Below are 21281 nucleotides of genomic sequence, written 5' to 3' on the forward strand. Positions count from 1 at the left end.
AAGTTCTTATCACGATTGATTAAAAGTATAGAACCGCTTTTTATTTATTTTGATTTATTTTTAAGGGGGTGATTTTGGGGAGTACCGTGAAGGGCGAGGTTTTCCGAACCTTTATAAATTTTCAAGTAGGTCGAAATTCACACAATTACGTATAAAAGTATACACTATACTCAATAACTTCTCTACGAAAATATAACTTATGAAGAGAGTACTTCTAATTTTAATGATCGGATTGATAGCGTTAGTTGGTATAGTGACATACACGTATGCTAATATTTACCTTCCCAACTACTACTCCCAGCAGTCGATTGCGTATTACAACAGGCAATTATCCATGATGGGGTATGGTCCTCAGGGCCCGCAGGGAATGATGGGTGGAATGATGGGAGGATATTACATGATGGGGTACCATGAGGGATATGCCTACGGATATTATGGGTCCACTCCCATTTCTGAAGCAGTGCTGTTCGCGAAGAACGTTCAACCGTACGCCAAAGTATTCCCACAAAACGACACAATAGTGTTCTCCTCAACGCAGATCAACCTAGTTGTCCTGTCCATGGGACATGGAAGGGCCTTCAATTTAACCAACTATACAGCACCTCCCTCAGCCCACTCCCAGAATAACGTGTTTGTGATAGATGGACTGATCAATCCTACCTTGATTGTGCCAGGGGGATCAGTCCTAAACGTGGAGCTCATAAATCTAGATGCTGGGGATTACCATAACCTAGCTGTAACTCCTGTGCCTCCCCCATATCCCTATTACTCCATGATGCACATTAGAATGGATGTAGTAGGAATGACGCCAATGGTTCCCTACGCGAACTACAATGATGGGCAGGCATACGAGTCAAGTTTCAGTATATCCCTTCAACCTGGGATCTATTACTATGTATGTGAGTATCCAGGCCATGCTGAAATGGGAATGTATGGGGAGATTGTGGTGACGTGAAATGGAGACCTATCAAATTCTAGGATTGGTAGGTTCCGTGTTGCTGGCCGTAGCAATTGTAAGTCCCTTCTTTTTCTATCCGCGATATGCTCCTGGCATGATGTTCGGAGGTATGATGGGGTTTGTGATGATGCCTGGAATGCTCTTTTTTCTCATAATACCGTTCATACTAGGCATTGTCGGTTCTCTTATTTCGGACGAGACCACTGCAGGCATACTTCTTATTCTAGCTTCTGTGTTTTCATTGATAGCGGGTTTTATAGGAGTAATCTCTTTTGTTCTTCTATTAATATCTGGAATCTTGGCACTGCGTCAGAAAATCTAATTTTTAGAACCGCACCATCTGACGAGAACTTGATACTTCACTTGCTGTGAGCTACTCCGCCCTGAAGGGCGGAGCTTCCTGCTTCATGGACGAGGCTTGCCATGGCAGAGGCCTCATCTCCACAGGCTCAACGGGTGGCTCCCACCCTGCCCTCCTGAGGAGGTTGAGGGAGGCATTGAGGTCGCGGTCCAGGATTAGGCCACATTGGCAGGTGATGACGCGGTCTGAGAGGGAGAGGTGGTGTTTCTTTCCGCACCTGGAGCAGGTCTGAGAGGAGTATGCGGGGTTTAACCTCCAGGACCTCTTTACCGTGCTTCTGGAAGACCCATTTCAGGATTGCGGAGAGCCTGGAGAGGGAGGCGTCGCGGAGGTGCCTGTTCAGGGTTCTCGACCCGTCTCTGGTCATCTTCACCACGTTGAGGTCATCGATCACTAGGACGTCGTAATGCCTGGCCAAGGCGTTGGCCAGCTTGTAGTAGAAGTTGTTTTCGCGTTGATCATCCGTTCCAGGAGTCTGGTTAGACGGAGCCTGGCCTTCTCCCTGCTTGAGCCCTTCCTCTTTCTGGAGAGAAGCCTGGAGAGTGACCTGTACCTGGATAGGACCCTCTCCAGAAAGCGGGGGTTATCCACGTAATGACTGTCTGACGTGACCAGGAGGTGGGAGATGCCAAGGTCGAGTGCAGCGACCTTGCCTGTCTTTTCGGTTTGAACGTGAAGGTCTCCCTCCACCAGAAAGGACACGAAGACCTTGTTGGTGTCACCTTCACCGCAACCCTTGTTACCCTGTCTGGAAGCGGGCGATGGGCCAGGACCTTGAAGACTCCCAGACCTGAGAGGGAAAGGTAAATCCAGCTCTTCCTCCCTGACCTGGCAGGCCTAGTTGAGAGGATCTTCCATCCCTTCTGTGGATACACCAGGGACCTGTACCTTTCAGGTTTCCTCTCTCTGGGGAACCTGGCCAGCCCCTGGAGAAGGCGATCCCTGGCCTCGCAGTACCTGTCCGCTACGTTCTGGAAGACCTGGGAGAACACGCGTTTATACTCGCGGTCCTGCCTCCTCAGGTCAAGGGCGAGTTGCCTCAGCTCAGTCCTGTTCAACCACTTCCCATCCCTTTCGTGGAACGCGATGTCTGCATACCTTAAGGTGTTGTACGCCTCGCACAACAACCTCAACTGGGACTTTAACTCCCTCAACACGTCAGGGGAGGCATACGCCCTAAACCTTAAGGTATACATTACAATAAAGGTAGTTAGTTCATTTTAAATCTGTTTTGTTCTGACGCGTTCGTTCATCCCCGCCGTTGAACGGCGAGGTTTTCCGAACTTTTATAACAGTGACTATCATTTCGTGTAATATCTTTTTAGTATGGAAGCTATTTGTGGCCTAATGATTTCCCTTGGAGGCTCTTCACCTTGACTCAGCAGTTTCCTTATTAGGGTCATGGATATTTTCCTGCGAGCGCTATGATCACAGCTCCTTTCGCTCACAATCCCTTCGCAGACATCACAGTAAAACGCCTCTCCCACGGGTATTATTTCCACTCCCAAGTCCATTTCCCTCAACATTTTCTGTGCCCCATAGGGATCGTAAAAGTTTCCCACGCCGGCCATGTCTCTCCCCACCACGAAATGGGTACAGCCGTAGTTTCTTCTTATAATAGCATAGAATACTGCAGCCTTTGGGCCAGCATATCTCATGGGAATTGTCAGAGTGTCCAAGAAGGTTCTGTTCTTAGGGAGGTAGTTTTTCACAAAGTAATCATAGGCCTCTACAATCGCCTCAGGTGGAAAGTCATCATCCTTTAGTTCCCCCACCACTGGATGAATGAAGACTCCATCAACAAACTCCATGGCAACCCTTATCACATACTCGTGGGCCCTATGAGGAGGATTTCTGGTTTGATAACCGGCAATGTCCTTCCATCCCAGTTTCTTAAAGGCCTCCCTCGTCTCAGCAGGGGTTTTGTCCTTACTGACTCTCCTAAATATTCGCACCTTACCCGAGACTGCTATTTCTGGTTCGCCCATTACCCGCACCACTCCAGGATGCTCAGAGGACAGGGTTGAATACACCCTCTCGGCCATCTCCTTCTTGTTAAAGCGAAAGACCTCTTCTACATCTAGGAACGCGAACCTGTTCCCATTGAAGCTGAGATATACCCTTTCCCCTGTCTCAGGGGGAGATGAGACGGGAAGGATTACAGGTATCGTCCACGGTAGACCATTACTTAGCTCGTTTTTGTAAAGCACGGTCTCTAATTCAGAGGACCCCATGAAACCCTCCAAAGGTGAGTATGCCCCTATACCTATCTTCTCCGCATCCAAGGCATATCTTCTCCCAATTTCCAAGACTGGAAACTCCTCTTGTGGATCCTCCACAACGTTCTGAATTAGTCTGCCCCCATATGGAGACGCTACCATCTACTCACCTCCAACGTGAATCCCGCATTCCTTGTTTCCTTGCTCCCACCACCATCTCCCAGCTCTGGGATGCTCTCCTGGCTTGACAGGCCTTGTGCACGGAAGACAGCCTATGCTCATGTAACCCCTTTCATATAGAGCGCAGTATGGAACTCCCCTCTCCTTCACGTATCTCCACACCTGTTCCCAAGTCCAGTCTGCGAGCGGATTGATCTTTATAATATTTCCGTGAACCTTGTCCACTTCAATCTTCCTCACTGAACTCCTGGTCTCCCACTGTTCCCTCCTCAGACCAGTTATCCATGCATCTAACCCTTCAAGCGCCCTCTTGAGAGGCTCTACCTTCCTATTCCAGCAACATAATTGCCTAAGCTTCACGCTCTTGTAAAATAGGTTTACCCCATGTTCTCTCACCATTTTCTCCACACTCTCAGGCTTAGGGAAGAATACCTCCACTTGGATCCCGTACCTTTCCCTGACTGCATCAATCAAATCATAGATCTCCTGGGGTAGCCTCCCCGTATCTATGGTGAATACCCTGACTTTCCCGTATCTTGAAGCAATATCCAAAACCACCATATCCTCCACCTGAAAGCTGGACGCTATGGCCAACCTGCCCTGAAAGTTTTCCATGGCCCACCCCACGATTTGTTCTGCATCCATGCCCTCCATACTCTGGGAGAGTCTAACGATCTCCTCTTCCTTGAACCTAGGCATGAGCTAATTGAAAGATGACTTAACTTAAAATCTGGCGATATGTGCAAAATTTGCAGTGCAAAAATTGCACAAATGAGTATCTTTTTTATAGATAACGGTAATTTTGAGCCATGATACTAAGGGATAGGCCCCTGAACCCGGAGTTCAGAACTCCTCCAGACAAGTGGGGCGATGAGGAGAAGGTAAAGCTGAAAACTAGGGGATTCACAGAGGCTCCTGAACCTATTATCCAAGAATTTAAGGAAAATAGCGACCAACTGAGCTATGAGGCATCTATTATCGCTAAGTCCTGCGGAATATACCTGGAGTTTAACAGGGACAAGTTCAGAGAGACCAAGGAGAAGGATTACATTTATATGATAAGGATAGTGATCCCAGGAGGTGGACCCATAACCGCAAAACAGTGGGAGATCCTAGATGAGATAAGTAGCAAATATACGGTGTCTGACGCATACACGGGAGATCCCAGACCTTCGCTGAGACTTACCACTAGACAAGATATTCAGCTCCATCACGTTAAAAAGAGGGACCTCCTCAACGCAATACAGGACATAGCTAAGTCGGGATTTTTTACCCTGAATGGATGTGGAGATAACGTTAGGAATGTCGTGGCCTGTCCCCTTTCCTTCTTCTCCTCAGTCTTCAACTCCAATTCTCTGGCCAAGAGGATAGCCAGCTACTTCAGGCTACCCACTGGACCTTATATTCAGATATTTGAGCTAGATCCCTCCTTTGATAACAGGGCTAAGGGATTCCATTACGCTGATAATCTCCTTAACAGGAAGTTCAAGATTGCCGTCTCCGCTCTTCACCTCATGGACGGTAAAGTGGTGAGGGACAACTGCGTTGAGGCAACCACTAACGACATAGGTATAGTTCCCGTGGACGGGAGGCTCTTTCAATTATACGTAGGTGGAGGACAGGGAGAGAATCAGGGATACTCCACCTTCTCTACCCTCGGTAAACCCCTTGGTATATTTACAGTGGAGACCTTAGTCGAAGCCCTTGACGTCTTAGTGAGTATTCAACAGGAGTGGGGTGATAGGAGAAATAGACACTGGGCGAGAATGAAGTACCTTGTGTATAAGATGGGGATTGATTGGGTGAGAGAAAAGGTTGGGGAGAGGGTGGAGTTTGAGCCTCCTGTTGATCTGGACGTGGGAGAGAGGATGCTTCACCTTGGACCTATTAAAACTGAGGTGGAGGCCTACGGAATTTTTGTGGAGAATGGGAGGGTTATAGATAGGGAGGACTCCCGGTACAAGACCGGATTGCTGGAGATGGTGAAGAGCTACCCAGACGTTAAGATTTTCGTCACCCCCAATCAGCACCTCGTTGTAACGGAGCTAGATGATCTTAAGGGATTTGAGGCCTTCATCTCTACCTTTCTAAGAAGGCCGACTAACCTCAGGATGCATGCTACTGCATGTGTTGGCTTCCCCACTTGCAAGCTGTCATATACAGATAGTGAAAGATTTCTGCCCAAGTTAATTGGAGAGCTGGAGAGAAGATGGGGAGATCTTAAGGAGACCATAGGTCTTTCCGGATGCCTGGCTCAGTGCTCTAGACCCGGAACCAAGACGTTGGGATGGATAGGGACAGGATACAACCTATACATGCTCAAAATTGGAGGTGACTCCTCAGGAAGATTCCAGGGGAATCCCTTGATTGACCCAGATACGGGAGACGTATATCTGACACATGTGCCTGGGAATAGATTGGCAGACGTAATGGACGCTCTCTTTGAGCTTTACTCAACACAAGGTAACGGGGAGGGAATGGGTCAATTCCTTAGGAAACTGGGAAACAAAAAGATCATAGAGTACCTGAAGGGTCACCCTAAGACATCGGATCTCATGACTCCCTCGAGGACGAAGGCGATTCTGAGTTGAAGGTATACCTGATTGGGGCAGGTCCTGGGAATCCCGATCTTTTGACCATAAGGGGGTATAGAGTTGCCCGTTCAGCAGATATAGTGCTCTGTGATAGGCTCATCCCTGAGGAAATGTGCAAAAGCTTCCGCGGAATCCGGGTATACGAGATACGTGACGTTGTTCAATTCATAACCCAAGCAAGTAAGGCAGGGAAGGTTGTTGCGTGGCTAAAGAATGGAGATCCCCTCGTATTTGGTGGAAGTATTGAAATATGTGCGGAGTTATTCAAGTTAGGGATCAATTGCGAAGTGGTACCTGGAGTATCAAGTTCCACCGGAGTAGTTTCTGGTGCAGGAATTCCTCTCACCACTCCAGAAACTCCGTTCTTTACTGTGATGACTGCAGTATCTAAGGGAGGTAAATTGATTGACCCCAGCGTTATCCCTGAGAGAGGGACGCTTGTTATTGTAATGGCTGGAAAGGTAATCAATGAACTTAAAAGAGAACTGCTGAACGTGAGATCGGAAAACGAACTTGCTGCGATGATTTCTAAGGGCTCCATGGAGGAAGAAAAGGTGAAAATAGGTAAAGTGGGAGAGCTGGATTCAATGATTATAGGCACTAGTTATCCCCTCACGATTGTTATCGGAGAAACAATTAGATATAAAAATATATTCTTTACAGGTATACGGTCTTAATGTTATACCAAATAAAATGAGCCTTCTTGCTAATCACGAATCTATAATTTATTAGTATATTAGGATTACAGTTAAAATAAAAATTATTTTTTCGACATCTAGTAGATTTATAGAGAATATAGTAATGAATATATATCAACTGTTGTTCTATATAATTACATATGATGAAAAAGTTCATTCTATCTTCATCGTCTATCTAAAATTGTTTACTGTAGTACGGCCTATCTCTATAGATAGATAATTTAGATCGCAAATCTGTTTGACATATTCTAGAGAAAGATAAAAATATTTCTTAGCTAATTGAAAGATAGAGGAAATATGTTCGCTCTACCCATAAATCCGCAGATGGAAATATATGGTCTACTGGGGTCTCTATTAGGGTCCCTAGGAAATACCTTGGATGGACTACTGCAAGGCCTAGTTGGTCTTTTAGGAGGTCTTCTATCAACTTTAGGAGGCACGTTATCTGGTTTATCGGGATCTTTAATGACTGCAAACTCAGGCCTGCTAGGTTCTCTTCTTGGTTCCGTAGGATCATTGCTTGATTCCATACTGCAATCATTACTGACTCTACTAGGAGGTCTTCTAACATCACTAGGACAAGTGGCACTAGTGTTGCCCTCAATGATCCACTCTTTCCTAATATAAGAAGAGATGAAATAATAAACTCAAGTTAAAGTTTTTATCTATTATATAAGTACTTTACCGAACTACACTATATATCAGTTCTAAATACTGTTCTTAAATTTCTATTTAACTAAATACTTTTATCATTCCACTCATTATAACTTTTAGATGGGCTTGATGAGGCTAGAGAGAGCGGTCTCAACATCTCAACCAGTCAATGTTTTAAAAGCGATACTTTCTGATCCAGCGTTCATCTTACCTGTAGTATTTAGATCAACTCAAAACTATGAGATCCATGGAAATTCATTTAATATAACTGCGAGACATCTTCTATTTAAGCATAAGGTTTATGGCAATGTATATTCATTATCAAATGAAATTGTTTATTTCTTTACATTAGTATTTGGAAATCAGTTAGGTTCTGGGAGACTAAAATTTCGCGTTACTGGTGGTGCAGTTAACGTCTATGTAGAATATAAAGGTTGGATGGAGGTGTACTCAAGGATCCTCTTTATGCAATGGATAGATGAGTTCTGCACTAATTTCGATAAAATTATCCATGAAGAAAGGATCAGAAGGGGACTTTGATCTGGCCCATTCGGGTCTCCATTGCGAATTGTATTCTGGTTCCTTCATTTCTTATTATTTAATATAGGATTAATTAAGTAGAGCAGCCTCAATAGTGAAGAAAATAAAAAATATGAATACTGTTTTATTTATGCAAAAATTATCGAAAATGTTGTAGTTCTGGGCAATGGTCCAGACGATCTGGTGTCTGTGGGAAGTCTGAAACTTGCCAAATATCCTCCTCTCCACCAGGGAGTAGAACGAGTCCACAAGGTTGTGGAGAGGAGGCACTGAATTTCTTGGGGCAGAGAGAGGAACGGGAGGAGACCTCGTTCCACGAGCTCCTTGACCCTGTCCGAGAACTCCGTGAGCAGGTCTAAGACGAGAAGGTCGACCTCCTCCCTCCCACGGTCCAGGCGTTTCTTCGCGTGGTTGAGGCAGAGCTGCTTTTCGCGTTTATCCCTGAGAGCGCACTGTCCACGGACCTGAGCATGTCCGCAACGGCGAAGGAGAAGCTGAACTTCTTCCAAACCCTGGCTAACAGTCTCCAGTAACTCTTCACGTCCTCCTCCCTGGCCAGGAGGAAATCCAGCACAGCCTCCCTCACGGGTTACGCCTGTCACGAGAAGAATTCCCCTCCCTTGAGCTTCATCCACTTCCCGTCAACCATCACTGAAAGTCTCCCTCAACCTCAAGCTCAGGGCTCCAGAGCCTCGCGTTCAGCTTCCCTCCCAGCACGGAGTAGAACGTGAGTTCCTGAGCACTTCCTCCTCCCTCCTCCTCCCTCAGTAACTCCATTTCAACCCCGGCCCTCACCCTATCCTTCCCGTCATACGTGGGCAACCTCACGCTCATTCACCTGAGCTTCTCAACTCTCTCCCCTCAACCGCTACCAAGAAACCTCAAGAACCTGTACCTCGCGTATTCTCTCCTCTTCACGCGCTTACCCCTCGCATGCCCTGGGCTAACCTCGTCCGCCTCCCTCATCACCAGCGCCTCTATCTCCTCAACAGGTTCGTGAGCCAGTGCTCAGGAAACATGGAGTCGAGCACGATGCGTATCAACTCATCCTGGAGTTGATACAAGGGTTAGATTGTTAGCTTAGTCATGGTATGACGTCAAGTTCCCTTAAACTATTACTGAAATAATAAATCTATTTTAATTATCTCGTATAGATTAACTAATTACAATTTACGATGGAAACCTGAATGGCCCTTGATTCTGCCATATAAAATTATTAGTTATTTAAGTCTAATAGTCAATTAATGAATATTATAGGCTTTCTAGATTCTGAAGAATCCATTATGAGATTACATTTTGACAATTAATCTTTTATGTATGATGTCATTAATGCTCATATACGCTAGTAGTGGCTCGAAATGCCGTTATATGGTTCATAGATGAAAACATTTATAAAGATATATGCGTATATATGTTGATTCTTGATGAATAACCCAATAACCGCGTTTATCCTGGTAGTGGTAACTTTGATACTCGCTATAGGCGTATTCACACTTGCTTCATTCTATCTTGGAGCCCAGGCGGTAAACGCTGGAATCGCACGTGAAGCCGAGAACACAGCCAGTGGTTTCTACATTCAGAGAACTCCGACTATAATAGTCTCTGGAAATAAGTCTATTGCGGTGAGCTTAGAAAATTTCAACTATAATGGTACGATATACCTGACTGCATTCTACTTTAAACCGTCTTTCTACGGAAATCCGTCGATTACTCCTCAGTTTGCTATAGGTTACTCGCTAGTGAACGGTACCCCAGGAAAAATGGTGAACGGTAACTTCTATTCCACATCACTGAGCAATGAAATTTATGAAGGCAGCGTAAGAATTTGGACTACGAAGGCGAGTTCGGTTCTCAATGTTTCGTTCCCGTCCCGATATGATGGTGTTATCCTCCTTTTTCAACAGTTTGGAAACAAGTACGTTGAGGTCGGTTATGTATGGTTAACCTGAGAAGAAAGGCATTGTCTGAGGCCGTAGGCTTCCTGATAATCTTGATACTAATGGTGGCAGTCCTTATTCCGGTGGGATTTCTGATACTTGGATTACCTTCATCGCAGGTTGAGTCTGCAAACTCAGCCATGCAATACAAAACCGTTGCTCAGGAGCAATACCAGGATTTTGAGGCAGATACATTAACAAGTACGGGAAGCCCGGCTCAACCCATTTACTTTGTTTACAATGGTACTGGGAAGGCATACATTGTTTTCATAACTGATCAAAATCCTCCTGTTCCTCTTCAGATAAGGTCTATACTGATTGACGAGAATGGCTGGAAAGTCTTTCCGGCGAATCTTAATGTCTCACTGGGGATGGTAAATTCATCCCTTCTGGGATACAGGGCAATAGAACTTCCTCTACCACTTCACCCAACACAGGCACAAGATGTGGCCATGGTAACCCAGTATGGGAACATATTTTATGCATCTCCCATCACCGTCATTCCCTCTGTGGCCTTGAGACAGCCTGTGGGAATTGCTGCGTTAAGCCAATCTAGTTACGCCGTAATACAAGAACCAGACTTCATATCGGCACCGGTTGGAACCAGTTCGTCTTCATCAGAATCTCTTTCTACTTTCCTGAAACAAAACGGTGGTAATGGTATTACATTCGCTGACGGAGAACTCATTCCGACGCATGGATCCAGTGCAAATTATAGTGGGTCTTGGTTTGGTCCTATTTGCTTTAATGCCCAACCATTTAGTACTGCGTCTACACCGACGTTTAAAGGTAAAATGGAAGGACAGTTTAGAAATGCGAATCTTACAGTTGATCTAGGTAGCTTCTCTGGAACCATGAAGCTAGTTCAGGGATTTTCATTCTCCCCTAATGGGTTATGGATATCTAATGCACAAACAGATCCGATTTCTATCATAAACTTAGAAGGCTATGGCGCGTTTAATGGAAGCTTCAACAATATTAATTTAACGCTAAGTCCACCAGTTTTCTTTTTCAACTTACCCACGTTGGATATACAGTTGACAGGTTCGGGAACATTTTACTTTAATAATGTGAGCGTTTCGTTGATGAATATAAGTGGTAATTTTACAGGTTACATAAATGGCATGTTTAAGAGAGTTAATGGTACCAATATCATAAATGGTATAATTAACAACGGCACTTTTACAGGGAAAATTAGAAATGCAAATATTGGATTCGCGTACACACAAAATATCTTTGGATATAGCATATTACCCGGCTATATTTCAGGAACTTTCCGTGGGAGTGTAACATTACCCTCATCATCCACTGGCTATGTGATATTAAATGGACGATTTGATGGAACCATTAGTAATGGATTCTTAGGACCAAACGGAAATGGATACAGCGGATTTAATGGCGAATTGAATGGAAACTTCTCTCTGTCTGCAGGATATGGAGATGGTATGTTCGAAGGGCGAATAACGTTTCCCACTCCAGGAGGTTTTTTGGGTTCAGGTTTAGCCTTCTCTAGTTTCGATGGTAATATCAATGGAGAATTTAGCTTAAATAACGACTATATCCAATTGGGTGCTTATGGAACTTTCAACATTATTTCTCTAAGTGGAACAACCACTATGAACATCACATCCGGTTCGTTCTTCCCCTATGTTTCAATAATTCAACCATTAGTGATTAATGCCTCGATAGCAATAGCTAATCCGAGCAATGAAACTCTAATTATCTCTAGTATAGTTGCGAATATTGAAGAAGATGCGACTTTCACCCAGTCGGGCGGTTCAACGTTCGGTGGCACCATTTATGGTTCAGCTAATGATACCTTAAATCCACAAATCTTGATTCCTCCCCTTAGCGTCCAATATTATAGCATGAAGATTATAATTCCAGTAACTAGCATATTCTCCTCAGGGTTAAGCCAACAAAGATACTTCAACGCTTCCTCTTTCTTTTACACACCTGGCTTTATTAAACTAGACCTATCATTACTTCAGTCCAACGGGTATTCAGTGAGCTATTCTACGATCATTCCGCCACTGACTGTACCGGTTCAGACTAACGTAACCGAAACGTGACTTTTAATATTTTACTCAATGATATTTTCTCTTTTTTCAGATATTATGAATCTACACACTGGAGAACCAATAACCTGCCTATGAGTACTCTGTACCTCAGCGTTTAGAACTTTAGCAAAGAGGTCTCTTTCAAGTTGGCATGCTTCTCCGTAAACAGATGCGATTTTATAAATGGGACAATTAAGCTCTATTAATTCAAACGAATTTCCCACTCTTTTCACCTCTGCCATATATCCGTCTCTAGATCTGAACTCCCTTAGGAGCTCTACTTTTTCCCCCATCTCCTTGCCTTTCATTTTCTCCATATATTCCTTTGTCAGATGCCTAACTCTTTCTTTTAGAAATTTTATTACTATATCACCATGTCCTTCCCTATCTAAGAAGTTTAATAGCTCGTTCAGGATTAACGAGTCGGAATTCTGGAAAAATTGCTTGCCTTTATCTGTCAGTTCAAACACATACTCCGGTCTTCCAACGGGTTTCTTAATAACTTTCCTTGATACTAGTCCCTCATTTTCAAGTTTAACCATATGCTTGTAAGCTCCCATTTTCGTCATTCCCAAGTGATCAGCGATGGCCTTCAAACTCGCGCGATTATTCCTCTTGAGGAAAATAACTATCTCTTCGCGGGGCAACTGATCATCCATGACATATTATATACTTGCCAATTTATTAAACCTTTACGTTATCCTCATATGATAATTAGACGATAATGAAAAAGGATATTTCTAAACTTTATAAACAGCAATGTTGAATAAACTTAGACCCAACATTTAAACATGAAATGGTTTAAGCGAAACAAAAGTGACGGAGAGTCCAAGAGAAACGTTGTGATATGTGATTATCCAATCGAATATATTAGAAATGAATTTCCAAATGAATATGATTTTTGTAGAAAGATAAAACGCTATGATTGAGTAATACTGACTTCATAAGTCAAGACAAGGATTTAACGTGTAAGGAGATTTTCCGCCCCTAGAATAGTGGATTATATCTTCTTTTTGTTTCTTGAATCCAGTCTTCCTCCTCCGAGTGACACTGGACTCCCAATTCTTTGCACATTTTCCTGATCTGCTCCTCGACTTCCTTCCATGCAGATTTGGACACGGGTTTGAACGGGAGACCCGGGTAGTAGTTAAGGACGTCATATACTACCCTGACCCCAATTTTACTGGCCTCCTCCAGCACCCTCGAAAAGTCGTTCCCAGGTATCACGGGGCCGAGAAACATCCATACCTCTATTCCACTCTCCTTAAGCCTCTTCAAGGTCTCAACCCTAGCCTGGGGAAGCGGGGCCAGTGGTTCGAGCTCCCTAGCCTTTTCAGGATTCATGGTGGTTATGGTCATTCCAACGTCTACCCTGTCCTTATACTTGATCAGCAGGTCCAAATCCCTCAACACTAGGGGTGATTTGGTCTGGATTGAAACCCTGAACCTGTTCTCCAGAAGAAGTTTCACTGACTCCCTAGTTAACCTGAACTCGTTCTCCACAGACTGATACGGATCTGTGATGGTGGATACTCCCACAACCCCCTTCTTCTTGACCTTGACCTCCCTCTTAAGAACATCTAGAAGATTCCTCTTCACTAGGATTACCTCTCCCCATCTTTCCCCAACCTCCCTGGGAGAGAAGTACCTGGCGTAACAGTAGGTGCATGAGAACCTGCACCCAAGGTAGGGGTTGAGGGAATAGTCGAGTTCCCTCAAGCCAGATCTGCTGAGAGCACTCTTTACCTGTATCTCCCTTATCATGGGAATAACCTCGATCTTATCATGGGGACCAATCCTGAATGCTCGGCCCATTCTCTCGGACTCACCTTGAGAACTCCCTCCAAAAACTTGAGAGCCTCGTCCAGTATGTCGAACTTCATGCTTTCTCCCCTCAACATTTCTCTGACGTTTTCCCTGACGAACCACACTCCCACGGGGAAATAGAAACCAGGATAGATCTCCCTCCAGAGAATGGGGATAGCCTGTCTCCTTCTTTTTTCCAGGTGTTCAGCCACAGCTAGCCTTGAGGAATAGTAACATCCTCCTATCTCAGGATAGGTCTTCCTCCCGAAATATCCCTCGTAATCCACCTCCACCTGAGGCGAACTTCCCCACATATTCCACGTTGTTGAGGGGAACCAGGCCTCTCCCCACTCGAAAGCCCACTCTCCAGGGACCAAGATTGCAACGAAGGTATTGAGCCTGAACTTCCTCACATACACCTCAACCTGATTAATCGTGGGATATTCCTTGATCCTGCTCACGAGGGAGTCTGACAGAGTTTTATCCACCGCAGTAATGCTCCACCTGGTTGGGACGAGTTTCCTCTCCACTCCCAGATTACCAACGCTGAGAAGTCGAGAGATCCTCTCCACCGAGATCCCGTCAGCATATAACCTTTCGATTGCCTCACGAGCTCTCATGTCCCTCTCTTGAAAGACCTTCTCAACCATTCTTTCAGGTGGAGGTAAAGTTCCAAGCCTTAACCTCTTCAGGGGAGCTGAGGGACCTAGTGGAGGAACGGTCTCGCTCAGGACTTTCCCCCTGGGTACGGTTTCCAGATTCAGCTCCATCTCCACAGGTCTGGGTGAGAGAGAGGCTATCTGAACGTCGTACAGTTCCCTTGTTGGAGACCTGGCCTCATGAACCTTGAACTGCATACCTCCGCGTATAACTGAGGTTCTCATGGCCAGGAATGTGTTGATGTCCATGGTCAGCCAGCTCCTTGGGTCCTCGTACACGGAGGTATCGCCAAACTCAGGAGGAGTTGATGGATAGACGGTAATCTTGGGATACCCAAACCTTCCCACGAATACGGTGGGAGGGGAGTCTCCCTCCACAACCTTACCCACCTTTGCCCTGGAGGAGAGGCTCTTAACTAGGACTGGACAGTAACTGAGACCACAAAGATATTTAGCCCCTCTGCAAGCAACGCAAAGGTGGGGATCAACATACATAAATGGATACTGGAACCAAAGATTATTAACTATAGGACCATGAATGTAGTATTTCCTCGATAAGAATGCATATCTGGTAATGATCCTCCCTTGTTCCAAGAATATAAGTTAAAGTCCTTTACAAAACCACGCCTAAATGAGTAGTGAATTTAGTGTCTGAGAACCGTAAAGGAGATGCTCCCGAACCGTGAAGAACTGTGGTACTCATAAATCCAGGGATTTGGCATATTCAAGGGAGTTCACAACGGCCACTTCCACCGTTAAGACCAATGGAACAAAAACTCCTATCCGATAAAGTGTTAGGATCCTAACACCCTAGCGAAGCTAAATAAAAGAAATTTTACTTTTGCTTCCGAATTTCCTGATAATGAAAAGAGTTGAAGATTGATTAAGGCAGCGCATAGAAACCTCGAGGAGGCTGAGTATAGTTTTAGGGGAGAATTTGACTTAACGTGTTTCCTTTCTCAACAATCCGCTGAACTTGCCTTGAAGGCGCTTCTCCAACATAGGGGAGAAGAGAGGACACTTGCTATTGAAGCTCTCTGAGATCATCTCACCTCCCGAGAACGTAAGGGAGTGCATGCTGTTTCTGGACAAACAATACATTCCTTCCAGGCACCCAGATTCGTACGAAGAGGGATCACCATATGAGTATTACACAAAGAGGGACGGAGAGGAATGCTTAAATTGCGCTAAAATGATCTTATCCTGGGTCAGAGAACTATTGCGAAATTAGTTATGCTTTTCGGATCAAGGGCAAGAGGAGACTTCACAGAGAGTAGCGATTACGACGTATTATACGTGGACGACATTGTTCCAAGGGATCCTAGGAAGGTTTCCAATGAACTTTTCCTGAAGGTCTTGTATATGTTCCCCGGGGAAGTTGATCCAGTTTTCATGAACACTGAGATTTTCCTGAGGAAGCTTAAAGATGGAGTTCCGTTTTTGCTCCAGATCTTAGAAGAGGGAAAGGTCCTAGAGAGAGACGAGAAGTTTTGGGAAGAGGTGACGAAAATTTTTCAGGAAAAAGGAAAGAATGGGAGAGAGTTGGAGACGTGTGGAGAAAGAAACGATCAAATGACAAGGAAGATTTCAACTTTTAACGTATGGGAGCTCCTGGTCTCTGAAGCTTCAAATACTGTTCCTTGAATGAAGGTATGTGATGAGGCACCTATGAGATGGATCTACCTTAAGGTATCTCTTGTAGATCTGCCTAAAGGGAAAGATAAAAGGGCGTCTTCAATCCTCAGGCTAGTCCTCAAGCTTTGTTCCTAAAGTAGGGAATTATTCTAATGAGTCCGTTCCTAATCCCGTTAGGCTCAAAGAGATCGTAATAGAAGCCCACGTCCATGTTGCCTACTCTTATGTGGAAGTTTCTCCTTTCTACCTCCTTTTCCAGGTCCACATTAACGAGCTAGGAGAGTGCCCTAACTGAGAAAAATTCAACGAGAAGTCATTGAGTTTCTAGATTTTCGCTGAATCAGAGCAAAGCATTAGTTTAAGGTGCCAGAAATCACGTGAAGTTACTGGGCCTTCCATGGAATTAAGGTGACTACTTAATACGACTTATTTATTTATATTTTTCTATCAAAATAAGCCGAATTCTGTGCATTCTGGACATCTTCTCGAGGTAGAAGTGTAGCCTAATATAGCTCCGACGTTGAAAGAGATATTTAAGTATCAACATAAACAGAATGACCTATGAGACTGTCCATTCGCAGTTCAAAGGGTGGAGTGGGAAAATCCACAATTGCCATCTCCCTTGCCAAGACATTTGCTTATGAGGGCCACTACGTACTCCTGATGGACAGGGATATTGTGGGATATGCCTCCTACCTCGCAGGGATTCGTGGCCCGGGACTTGTGACCAGCCTTGCTGAAGGGAAGGATGTGGACGTAATTAGGGAATTCCCTCTGGGTAAGGGGAGTATTACAGTACTAAAGTACTTCGGCGATGGGCCCAGATACAAGCTAGATTTAGAGAAAATACATAGGGACAAGGAGCTTATGAACGTGGGATGGAAATATTACAACGAATTCCTGGCCAGAAAGAAGTACTCCTACTTCATTGTGGATAATGCCCCCATGGTGATGCCCAACGACGAAATTAACAGATATGAACACATGCAATTTAAATCATTATTTCCTGATATTCCAATAAAGTACTTAGTAGTGTCAGATAGTCTAGCTCAAACCATAGAGGATAACGTGAAATATGCAAAGGTCTTGAGTTCCCTGAACCAGGAAATATTAAGTTTCATAATAAACATGATTAGGCCACAAGACCTGTTATCTTATGAAAATATTGTAAGAAGAGTGATGACGGAGTTGAGATGTGGAATCGGTGTTCTTATACCCTTTAATGAAGAGCTCTTCCAGTTCAGCGGAGATATTGAGGAATTTCCAGTTCCGCAACAGGTGAAGGAACTAGCTAAGAGGATTAGGGCTGGAGAGCAAGGTATAATAAGTTAGCATAATTCAATGTACAATCAGGGGCTACCAATCTTGTTGTATATTTGAGGAATATTTAACGTGAAATATACAACAAACCAAACTAGGCTCACACAATCTCAGGATAAGGGTAAAGCTAGGTTAGCCTGTCCACTCTGAAAGGTTCCATGGAGTATCACACTGAACTTCCTAGGGCTTCTTAGGTCATATGCATCCTGATTTTTCCCCAATCGAGACGCTAGAAACGCGTGCATCCCTTCGTACAATTAAACCCTGAATAGACAACAAACCGAATAAGGGTTAACTTCATCTCTTGTTGGCCAGGTCAAAGAAGGCTCTCCAGAACGGATCCTCTCTGGGCTTCTCTATACGACTCCCATCCAAATAAACCCCCTCACCTCTTTCAACCCTTCCCACTATTTCCGCCTGAATTCCATTCCTAACGAGCTCATCCCTCACCCTTTCCCTGTCGGTGATGATAACCATTGTTCCCTCGCTTATCGAGGAGAAGGGATCGATCCCCACAATCTTCGTAACTTCCCTTACTGCAGGATTGATGAAGAGCTTATCTCCCCATAGATCTATCCTCTTACCCGTAACCTCCGAGATCTCCACCAGCGCGTTCCAGAGGCCTCCCTCTGTGGCGTCATGCATCATGTGGACTCCAACCTCACTGGCAATCAGACCGTCCTTCCAGCATGACATCTTCCAGTACATATCCTGGGCCTCCCTGAAGAGCTCGGCACTCATCCTCTCCCTGAAGAACTCTGGATATAGGTTGGCGAGCAGGCCTGTGGCCTCTATGGCAGGTCCCTTGGTCACTATAACGTAGTCGCCCTCCCTCACCTTCGAGGGGTTAGCCAACCTCTCCTTCTCCCCTATTCCCATCATGGTGAAGCCTCCAACCATGGGGTAGTTGACTCCCTCATATCTGCCAGTATGGCCTCCCACAACCATCACCCCAATCTCGAGGAGAGCCTCATGTATCCCTATCCACATTTCCTTGAATTCTTGATCTGTCATTGACGGTGGAAGATTCAGGTCCAGCAGAGCGTACCTTGGGGGAATTCCTGAGGTCATTACGTCGCTTGCGAGAATGTGAACAGCGAACCATGAGGCCTTCTTCATTCCGAATTGAGGAACAATGAACACTGGATCAGTCTTCACCACGAGGACCCTATCTCCAAGGTCTATTGCACCAGTATCCACTCCAGTGAGGGGTGGAACTATGACCTCATCCAGTCTCTTTCCTAAATGCGGGTAGATCACCTCATCGAAAATCTTCCTATTAATTTTGCCTAACATATGTGAAAGTACCTGATCACGTTAAATACTTACCTTTCACAACTGGTCAAGGATCGTAAGTAGTATGACGCGTGAACCTACTCGGCTTCCTTTATCACGTTGATCAGGTTGTCGCTAGCCTGTAATATTGACGAGGGTACTTTTCCTTCCGCCATCTGGCTCAATTCCAATTGCGCTTCCTTCTGAGCCTGAAGCGGGGTGAGCCTCGAGACGCCAAAGTCCCTTAGAATAGTCGATGGAGTAAGAGGGTTAGGATACAAAATGAACGCCCATGTTCCCTTTGGTCCTGTGATCACGCACATGGTAACTAAATGGTGAGCGTAAAGTGCGACGGACCCATTTCTCTCGTCTAATGTCTTTGTCTCCACTTGATACGTGTAGACTATGTTGTAAACCCAAGACGGAGTCATATTCTTTACCTCCTCCAGACCCAAGTACACTGCTTGGTTGGACAGGAGATTGGTGATGGGAATTCCAGTGGTAGTTTCATTGAGATACTGGTTGTAAATATAAAGAAAGTGAAAATCAACATAAGATGTCGCAGTGAATTTCGTAAATATTAGCCCCGGCATGGAGGAGTTAACGCTCTCCAAGAAGTGGAATCCGTGTGGGGCATCACCTACCTCACCATATTTGCTCAGCACTAGGTATAGGGCCCACGAGGAAGTAGCATCATTTGGGCATCCATACCAGCTGATGAAGTAGACCTCTACAGTGTTGTTACCCGAGTAATTGGTGTTATTAATTTTGAAGATCTGCCCTACAGTGGGTTGAGCGGTAGCTGGTTAGGAAAGAGAAAAAAGATACCTATTCCAGTAGCAGAATTGTTCCTACAGCCAGATACAGGTAGAACTTAGCCTTCATCGATGATAGAATTGATGGAAGTAAATAAACTTTTGCAACTTGAGTAATAAAATTGACACTGACATTAAGTCGCTGAATTGCCTAATCCTTCAGTGAGTTAAGAATAGCATGATTGGGCTAAAGTAGACACTGGCATTTTCACTCCTAGCCGTAAACCTAGTCCGGTATGGGAAGAAACGAGACCGCGAGCACCATCAGAAGGACAGTGGTAGTGAGAAGAACCATCCCCACCAGAGAGTAGAACCTTAGTTTCATCTCCAGGAGCCTTATCTGGTCGATCCTTGTGGGGTCTGTGGACCTATACAGCTTGAACAGAGTCTCGAAAATGGAAGCGATTTTCACACCCACCAGAAAGCCAGCTAACCCTATCACGGCTCCAGAGAACACGCTTGCTCCCCAGGGCGTGGAGAACAACACGTGATAAACCAGGGAAGTTCCTCCAGCCCTATAGTACCCAAGCATGTAATGTATGAACTCCCCTGCCCCAAACACCATGGTGAGCAACCCCACAGCTTCAGCGAAACTGAGAACTGAGGGAAATACGTCCCTCATGAGCTCAAAAACTGTGGAGCTAGACAGCTTAGATAGCTTAGGAGCAAAAACTGCTCCGAACAGCATTACTCCACCAAAATATATTAGCGCTGAGAAGCCGTGAACCACGTTGAGCAGTATCGAGATAGGGACCATTTACATCTCCTCATCCACTGAACGCAAGAATCTTGCTGAAATTTAAACTTTATTTTTAATTAGTAAAGAGTTATAATATTTCTCATAAAAATTTTATAAGACATAAAAGGCACTTAAACTAACTCTCGCTAAAATCCGTGTGACGCGACGACAGTGGTAGCCTCGATGTGAAGATGTTTATTGGATGGTGTCTTTTTCACGAGATTTCCTTACGCTGGTTTCTCAGAGCTAGAAAACTTACTAAGTGTTTCTAAACCACTTGCGAAAATATTGGGAGTTCATCACCTGGAAAATACACTATACGTATCCAGGTTTTGATTAATTTTCCACCTCTGACTAGGACACGATTTAGAGAATTATGGGTAAAAAACTTACACAGAGTACTAATGTCGTAGGCACGTCCTAGCATATTCCGTGTTGAATACCTAGACCGAACTATTGAATTTGTGGTAAACCCGAACTTAAAGCTTTATAACTAGACGAGTCTTAACTTAATTATATGAGTGACATCATAGAAAGACTGAAAAATGATCCAGAATTCGTTAAAAAAGTGGCAGAACAGGTAGCGGAAAACATAGTGGTTTCTCAGATATCACAATTGTCCAGTAAGCTAAGTTCTCTCCTAGATGATGTAAAGATGCTAAATGAGAGGTTGGCCCAGGAGGAGGCCAAACACGTGGCTTTTGAGGAGGAGATGAAGAGGATGAGGGAGGAGAGCGAGAAGAGGATGGCGAAGTTTGAGGAGGAGATGAAGAGGATGAGGGAGGAGAGCGAGAAGAGGATGGCGAAGTTTGAGGAGGAGATGAAGAGGAT

The 21281-nt window shown here is 44.7% G+C and carries 24 protein-coding genes and 3 pseudogenes; 12 read left to right on the forward strand and 15 right to left on the reverse strand.

What is annotated here, in order from left to right; genetic code table 11:
* Window positions 1-199 precede the first annotated feature (199 nt).
* A complete protein-coding gene (locus L3N51_RS11605; RefSeq protein WP_238027378.1) occupies window positions 200-955 on the forward strand; it encodes a plastocyanin/azurin family copper-binding protein in 756 nt (251 codons plus the stop codon).
* A 1-nt stretch (window position 956) separates the two neighbouring features.
* Window positions 957-1280, forward strand: coding sequence for a hypothetical protein (locus L3N51_RS11610; protein WP_238027379.1), 324 nt, complete (start codon window positions 957-959; stop codon window positions 1278-1280).
* Between the two features lie 51 nt (window positions 1281-1331).
* Here the strand turns inward: L3N51_RS11610 and L3N51_RS12695 are convergent.
* From L3N51_RS12695 to L3N51_RS12705, 3 genes and pseudogenes are all read right to left on the reverse strand, one after another.
* Window positions 1332-1517: pseudogene (locus L3N51_RS12695) on the reverse strand (RNA-guided endonuclease InsQ/TnpB family protein); the annotation flags it as partial.
* A gap of 103 nt (window positions 1518-1620) precedes the next feature.
* Window positions 1621-1713 (reverse strand): annotated as a pseudogene (locus L3N51_RS12700) (hypothetical protein); the annotation flags it as partial.
* Entirely contained in the window at window positions 1713-2021 is a 309-nt protein-coding gene (locus tag L3N51_RS12705) for a transposase (RefSeq protein WP_320057051.1), read from the reverse strand. The pseudogene L3N51_RS12700 and the gene L3N51_RS12705, both read right to left, overlap by 1 nt.
* 384 nt (window positions 2022-2405) lie before the next feature.
* Between L3N51_RS12705 and L3N51_RS12710 the strand changes: the two genes are divergently transcribed.
* Entirely contained in the window at window positions 2406-2543 is a 138-nt protein-coding gene (locus L3N51_RS12710) for a hypothetical protein (protein WP_320057053.1), read from the forward strand.
* Between the two features lie 77 nt (window positions 2544-2620).
* Here L3N51_RS12710 and L3N51_RS11620 read toward each other — a convergent pair whose 3' ends face one another.
* Window positions 2621-3700 carry a sulfate adenylyltransferase gene (locus L3N51_RS11620; protein WP_238027380.1) on the reverse strand — a complete coding sequence of 360 codons (1080 nt, stop codon included), beginning with the start codon at window positions 3698-3700 and terminating at the stop codon, window positions 2621-2623.
* Complete coding sequence (locus tag L3N51_RS11625; RefSeq protein WP_238027381.1) at window positions 3701-4417, reverse strand: phosphoadenylyl-sulfate reductase; 717 nt, start codon at window positions 4415-4417, stop codon at window positions 3701-3703.
* 110 nt (window positions 4418-4527) lie between these two features.
* Here L3N51_RS11625 and L3N51_RS11630 point away from each other — a divergent pair, with 110 nt between their 5' ends.
* Window positions 4528-6309, forward strand: a complete 1782-nt coding sequence (locus L3N51_RS11630; RefSeq protein WP_238027382.1) for a nitrite/sulfite reductase — start codon at window positions 4528-4530, stop codon at window positions 6307-6309.
* A complete protein-coding gene (locus L3N51_RS11635) occupies window positions 6306-6989 on the forward strand; it encodes a uroporphyrinogen-III C-methyltransferase (RefSeq protein WP_238027383.1) in 684 nt (227 codons plus the stop codon). Before L3N51_RS11630 ends, L3N51_RS11635 begins: the two co-directional genes overlap by 4 nt.
* Before the next feature lie 292 nt (window positions 6990-7281).
* Here L3N51_RS11635 and L3N51_RS11640 read toward each other — a convergent pair whose 3' ends face one another.
* The gene (locus L3N51_RS11640; RefSeq protein ID WP_238027384.1) at window positions 7282-7614 is read right to left on the reverse strand and encodes a hypothetical protein; all 333 of its coding nucleotides are present in this window, start codon (window positions 7612-7614) and stop codon (window positions 7282-7284) included.
* Between the two features lie 179 nt (window positions 7615-7793).
* Between L3N51_RS11640 and L3N51_RS11645 the strand changes: the two genes are divergently transcribed.
* Window positions 7794-8204, forward strand: coding sequence for an STK_08120 family protein (locus L3N51_RS11645; protein WP_238027385.1), 411 nt, complete (start codon window positions 7794-7796; stop codon window positions 8202-8204).
* Between the two features lie 355 nt (window positions 8205-8559).
* Here the strand turns inward: L3N51_RS11645 and L3N51_RS11650 are convergent, their stop codons facing one another.
* Together L3N51_RS11650 and L3N51_RS11655 are read right to left on the reverse strand one after the other, a co-directional pair.
* Window positions 8560-8790, reverse strand: a complete 231-nt coding sequence (locus tag L3N51_RS11650; RefSeq protein ID WP_238027386.1) for a hypothetical protein — start codon at window positions 8788-8790, stop codon at window positions 8560-8562.
* A 62-nt stretch (window positions 8791-8852) separates the two neighbouring features.
* Entirely contained in the window at window positions 8853-9032 is a 180-nt protein-coding gene (locus L3N51_RS11655; RefSeq protein ID WP_238027387.1) for a hypothetical protein, read from the reverse strand.
* A 596-nt stretch (window positions 9033-9628) separates the two neighbouring features.
* Here L3N51_RS11655 and L3N51_RS11660 point away from each other — a divergent pair.
* The gene (locus L3N51_RS11660; RefSeq protein ID WP_238027388.1) at window positions 9629-10153 is read left to right on the forward strand and encodes a hypothetical protein; all 525 of its coding nucleotides are present in this window, start codon (window positions 9629-9631) and stop codon (window positions 10151-10153) included.
* Window positions 10141-12213 (forward strand): hypothetical protein, encoded by a 2073-nt coding sequence (locus tag L3N51_RS11665; RefSeq protein ID WP_238027389.1) that lies wholly within the window; start codon window positions 10141-10143, stop codon window positions 12211-12213. Before L3N51_RS11660 ends, L3N51_RS11665 begins: the two co-directional genes overlap by 13 nt.
* 11 nt (window positions 12214-12224) lie before the next feature.
* Here L3N51_RS11665 and L3N51_RS11670 read toward each other — a convergent pair whose 3' ends face one another.
* From L3N51_RS11670 to L3N51_RS11680, 3 genes are all read right to left on the reverse strand, one after another.
* A complete protein-coding gene (locus tag L3N51_RS11670) occupies window positions 12225-12860 on the reverse strand; it encodes a helix-turn-helix transcriptional regulator (RefSeq protein ID WP_238027390.1) in 636 nt (211 codons plus the stop codon).
* Between the two features lie 328 nt (window positions 12861-13188).
* Window positions 13189-13965 carry an SPL family radical SAM protein gene (locus L3N51_RS11675; RefSeq protein WP_238027391.1) on the reverse strand — a complete coding sequence of 259 codons (777 nt, stop codon included), beginning with the start codon at window positions 13963-13965 and terminating at the stop codon, window positions 13189-13191.
* A complete protein-coding gene (locus L3N51_RS11680; RefSeq protein ID WP_238027392.1) occupies window positions 13962-15161 on the reverse strand; it encodes an Nre family DNA repair protein in 1200 nt (399 codons plus the stop codon). Before L3N51_RS11680 ends, L3N51_RS11675 begins: the two co-directional genes overlap by 4 nt.
* 384 nt (window positions 15162-15545) lie before the next feature.
* On the opposite strand from L3N51_RS11680, the pseudogene L3N51_RS12635 reads away from it, so the two are divergent.
* Both L3N51_RS12635 and L3N51_RS11690 read left to right on the forward strand, forming a co-directional pair.
* Window positions 15546-15897, forward strand: a pseudogene (locus L3N51_RS12635) (HEPN domain-containing protein).
* Window positions 15898-15899: 2 nt separating this feature from the next.
* Window positions 15900-16310: a nucleotidyltransferase domain-containing protein gene (locus L3N51_RS11690; protein ID WP_238027393.1), complete on the forward strand. Its 411-nt coding sequence runs from the start codon at window positions 15900-15902 to the stop codon at window positions 16308-16310.
* Window positions 16311-16419: 109 nt separating this feature from the next.
* Here L3N51_RS11690 and L3N51_RS11695 read toward each other — a convergent pair whose 3' ends face one another.
* Window positions 16420-16566: a hypothetical protein gene (locus L3N51_RS11695; protein ID WP_238027394.1), complete on the reverse strand. Its 147-nt coding sequence runs from the start codon at window positions 16564-16566 to the stop codon at window positions 16420-16422.
* Between the two features lie 296 nt (window positions 16567-16862).
* Here L3N51_RS11695 and L3N51_RS11700 point away from each other — a divergent pair, with 296 nt between their 5' ends.
* Window positions 16863-17633 carry a tyrosine-protein kinase family protein gene (locus tag L3N51_RS11700; protein WP_238027395.1) on the forward strand — a complete coding sequence of 257 codons (771 nt, stop codon included), beginning with the start codon at window positions 16863-16865 and terminating at the stop codon, window positions 17631-17633.
* A gap of 285 nt (window positions 17634-17918) precedes the next feature.
* On the opposite strand, the gene L3N51_RS11705 is transcribed toward L3N51_RS11700, so the two are convergent.
* The 3 genes from L3N51_RS11705 to L3N51_RS11715 all read right to left on the reverse strand — a co-directional run bounded on the left by L3N51_RS11705 (window position 17919) and on the right by L3N51_RS11715 (window position 20468).
* Complete coding sequence (locus L3N51_RS11705; protein ID WP_238027396.1) at window positions 17919-18917, reverse strand: AIR synthase family protein; 999 nt, start codon at window positions 18915-18917, stop codon at window positions 17919-17921.
* Between the two features lie 77 nt (window positions 18918-18994).
* Window positions 18995-19672, reverse strand: a complete 678-nt coding sequence (locus tag L3N51_RS11710; protein ID WP_320057069.1) for a DUF929 domain-containing protein — start codon at window positions 19670-19672, stop codon at window positions 18995-18997.
* Window positions 19673-19937: 265 nt separating this feature from the next.
* The gene (locus L3N51_RS11715; RefSeq protein ID WP_238027397.1) at window positions 19938-20468 is read right to left on the reverse strand and encodes a hypothetical protein; all 531 of its coding nucleotides are present in this window, start codon (window positions 20466-20468) and stop codon (window positions 19938-19940) included.
* A gap of 499 nt (window positions 20469-20967) precedes the next feature.
* On the opposite strand from L3N51_RS11715, the gene L3N51_RS11720 reads away from it, so the two are divergent.
* Window positions 20968-21281, forward strand: a 314-nt coding sequence (locus L3N51_RS11720) for a hypothetical protein (RefSeq protein ID WP_238027398.1), incomplete at its 3' end; no start/stop codon positions are given.

Source organism: Metallosphaera javensis (ex Hofmann et al. 2022) (assembly GCF_022064045.1).
GTDB classification, from domain to species: Archaea; Thermoproteota; Thermoprotei_A; order Sulfolobales; family Sulfolobaceae; genus Metallosphaera; species Metallosphaera javensis.

Bases quoted from the DNA above. Each gene is read 5' to 3' on its own strand.
- L3N51_RS11700 (WP_238027395.1), top strand. From the start codon at position 16,863: ATGAGACTGTCCATTCGCAGTTCAAAGGGTGGAGTGGGAAAATCCACA.
- L3N51_RS11625 (WP_238027381.1), bottom strand. From the start codon at position 4,417: ATGCCTAGGTTCAAGGAAGAGGAGATCGTTAGACTCTCCCAGAGTATG.
- L3N51_RS11675 (WP_238027391.1), bottom strand. From the start codon at position 13,965: ATGATAAGGGAGATACAGGTAAAGAGTGCTCTCAGCAGATCTGGCTTG.
- L3N51_RS11680 (WP_238027392.1), bottom strand. From the start codon at position 15,161: ATGTATGTTGATCCCCACCTTTGCGTTGCTTGCAGAGGGGCTAAATAT.
- L3N51_RS11690 (WP_238027393.1), top strand. From the start codon at position 15,900: ATGCTTTTCGGATCAAGGGCAAGAGGAGACTTCACAGAGAGTAGCGAT.
- L3N51_RS11665 (WP_238027389.1), top strand. From the start codon at position 10,141: ATGGTTAACCTGAGAAGAAAGGCATTGTCTGAGGCCGTAGGCTTCCTG.
- L3N51_RS11660 (WP_238027388.1), top strand. From the start codon at position 9,629: ATGAATAACCCAATAACCGCGTTTATCCTGGTAGTGGTAACTTTGATA.
- L3N51_RS11605 (WP_238027378.1), top strand. From the start codon at position 200: ATGAAGAGAGTACTTCTAATTTTAATGATCGGATTGATAGCGTTAGTT.
- L3N51_RS11715 (WP_238027397.1), bottom strand. From the start codon at position 20,468: ATGGTCCCTATCTCGATACTGCTCAACGTGGTTCACGGCTTCTCAGCG.
- L3N51_RS11610 (WP_238027379.1), top strand. From the start codon at position 957: ATGGAGACCTATCAAATTCTAGGATTGGTAGGTTCCGTGTTGCTGGCC.
- L3N51_RS11630 (WP_238027382.1), top strand. From the start codon at position 4,528: ATGATACTAAGGGATAGGCCCCTGAACCCGGAGTTCAGAACTCCTCCA.
- L3N51_RS11620 (WP_238027380.1), bottom strand. From the start codon at position 3,700: ATGGTAGCGTCTCCATATGGGGGCAGACTAATTCAGAACGTTGTGGAG.
- L3N51_RS11670 (WP_238027390.1), bottom strand. From the start codon at position 12,860: ATGGATGATCAGTTGCCCCGCGAAGAGATAGTTATTTTCCTCAAGAGG.
- L3N51_RS11645 (WP_238027385.1), top strand. From the start codon at position 7,794: ATGAGGCTAGAGAGAGCGGTCTCAACATCTCAACCAGTCAATGTTTTA.
- L3N51_RS11705 (WP_238027396.1), bottom strand. From the start codon at position 18,917: ATGTTAGGCAAAATTAATAGGAAGATTTTCGATGAGGTGATCTACCCG.
- L3N51_RS12710 (WP_320057053.1), top strand. From the start codon at position 2,406: ATGTCTGCATACCTTAAGGTGTTGTACGCCTCGCACAACAACCTCAAC.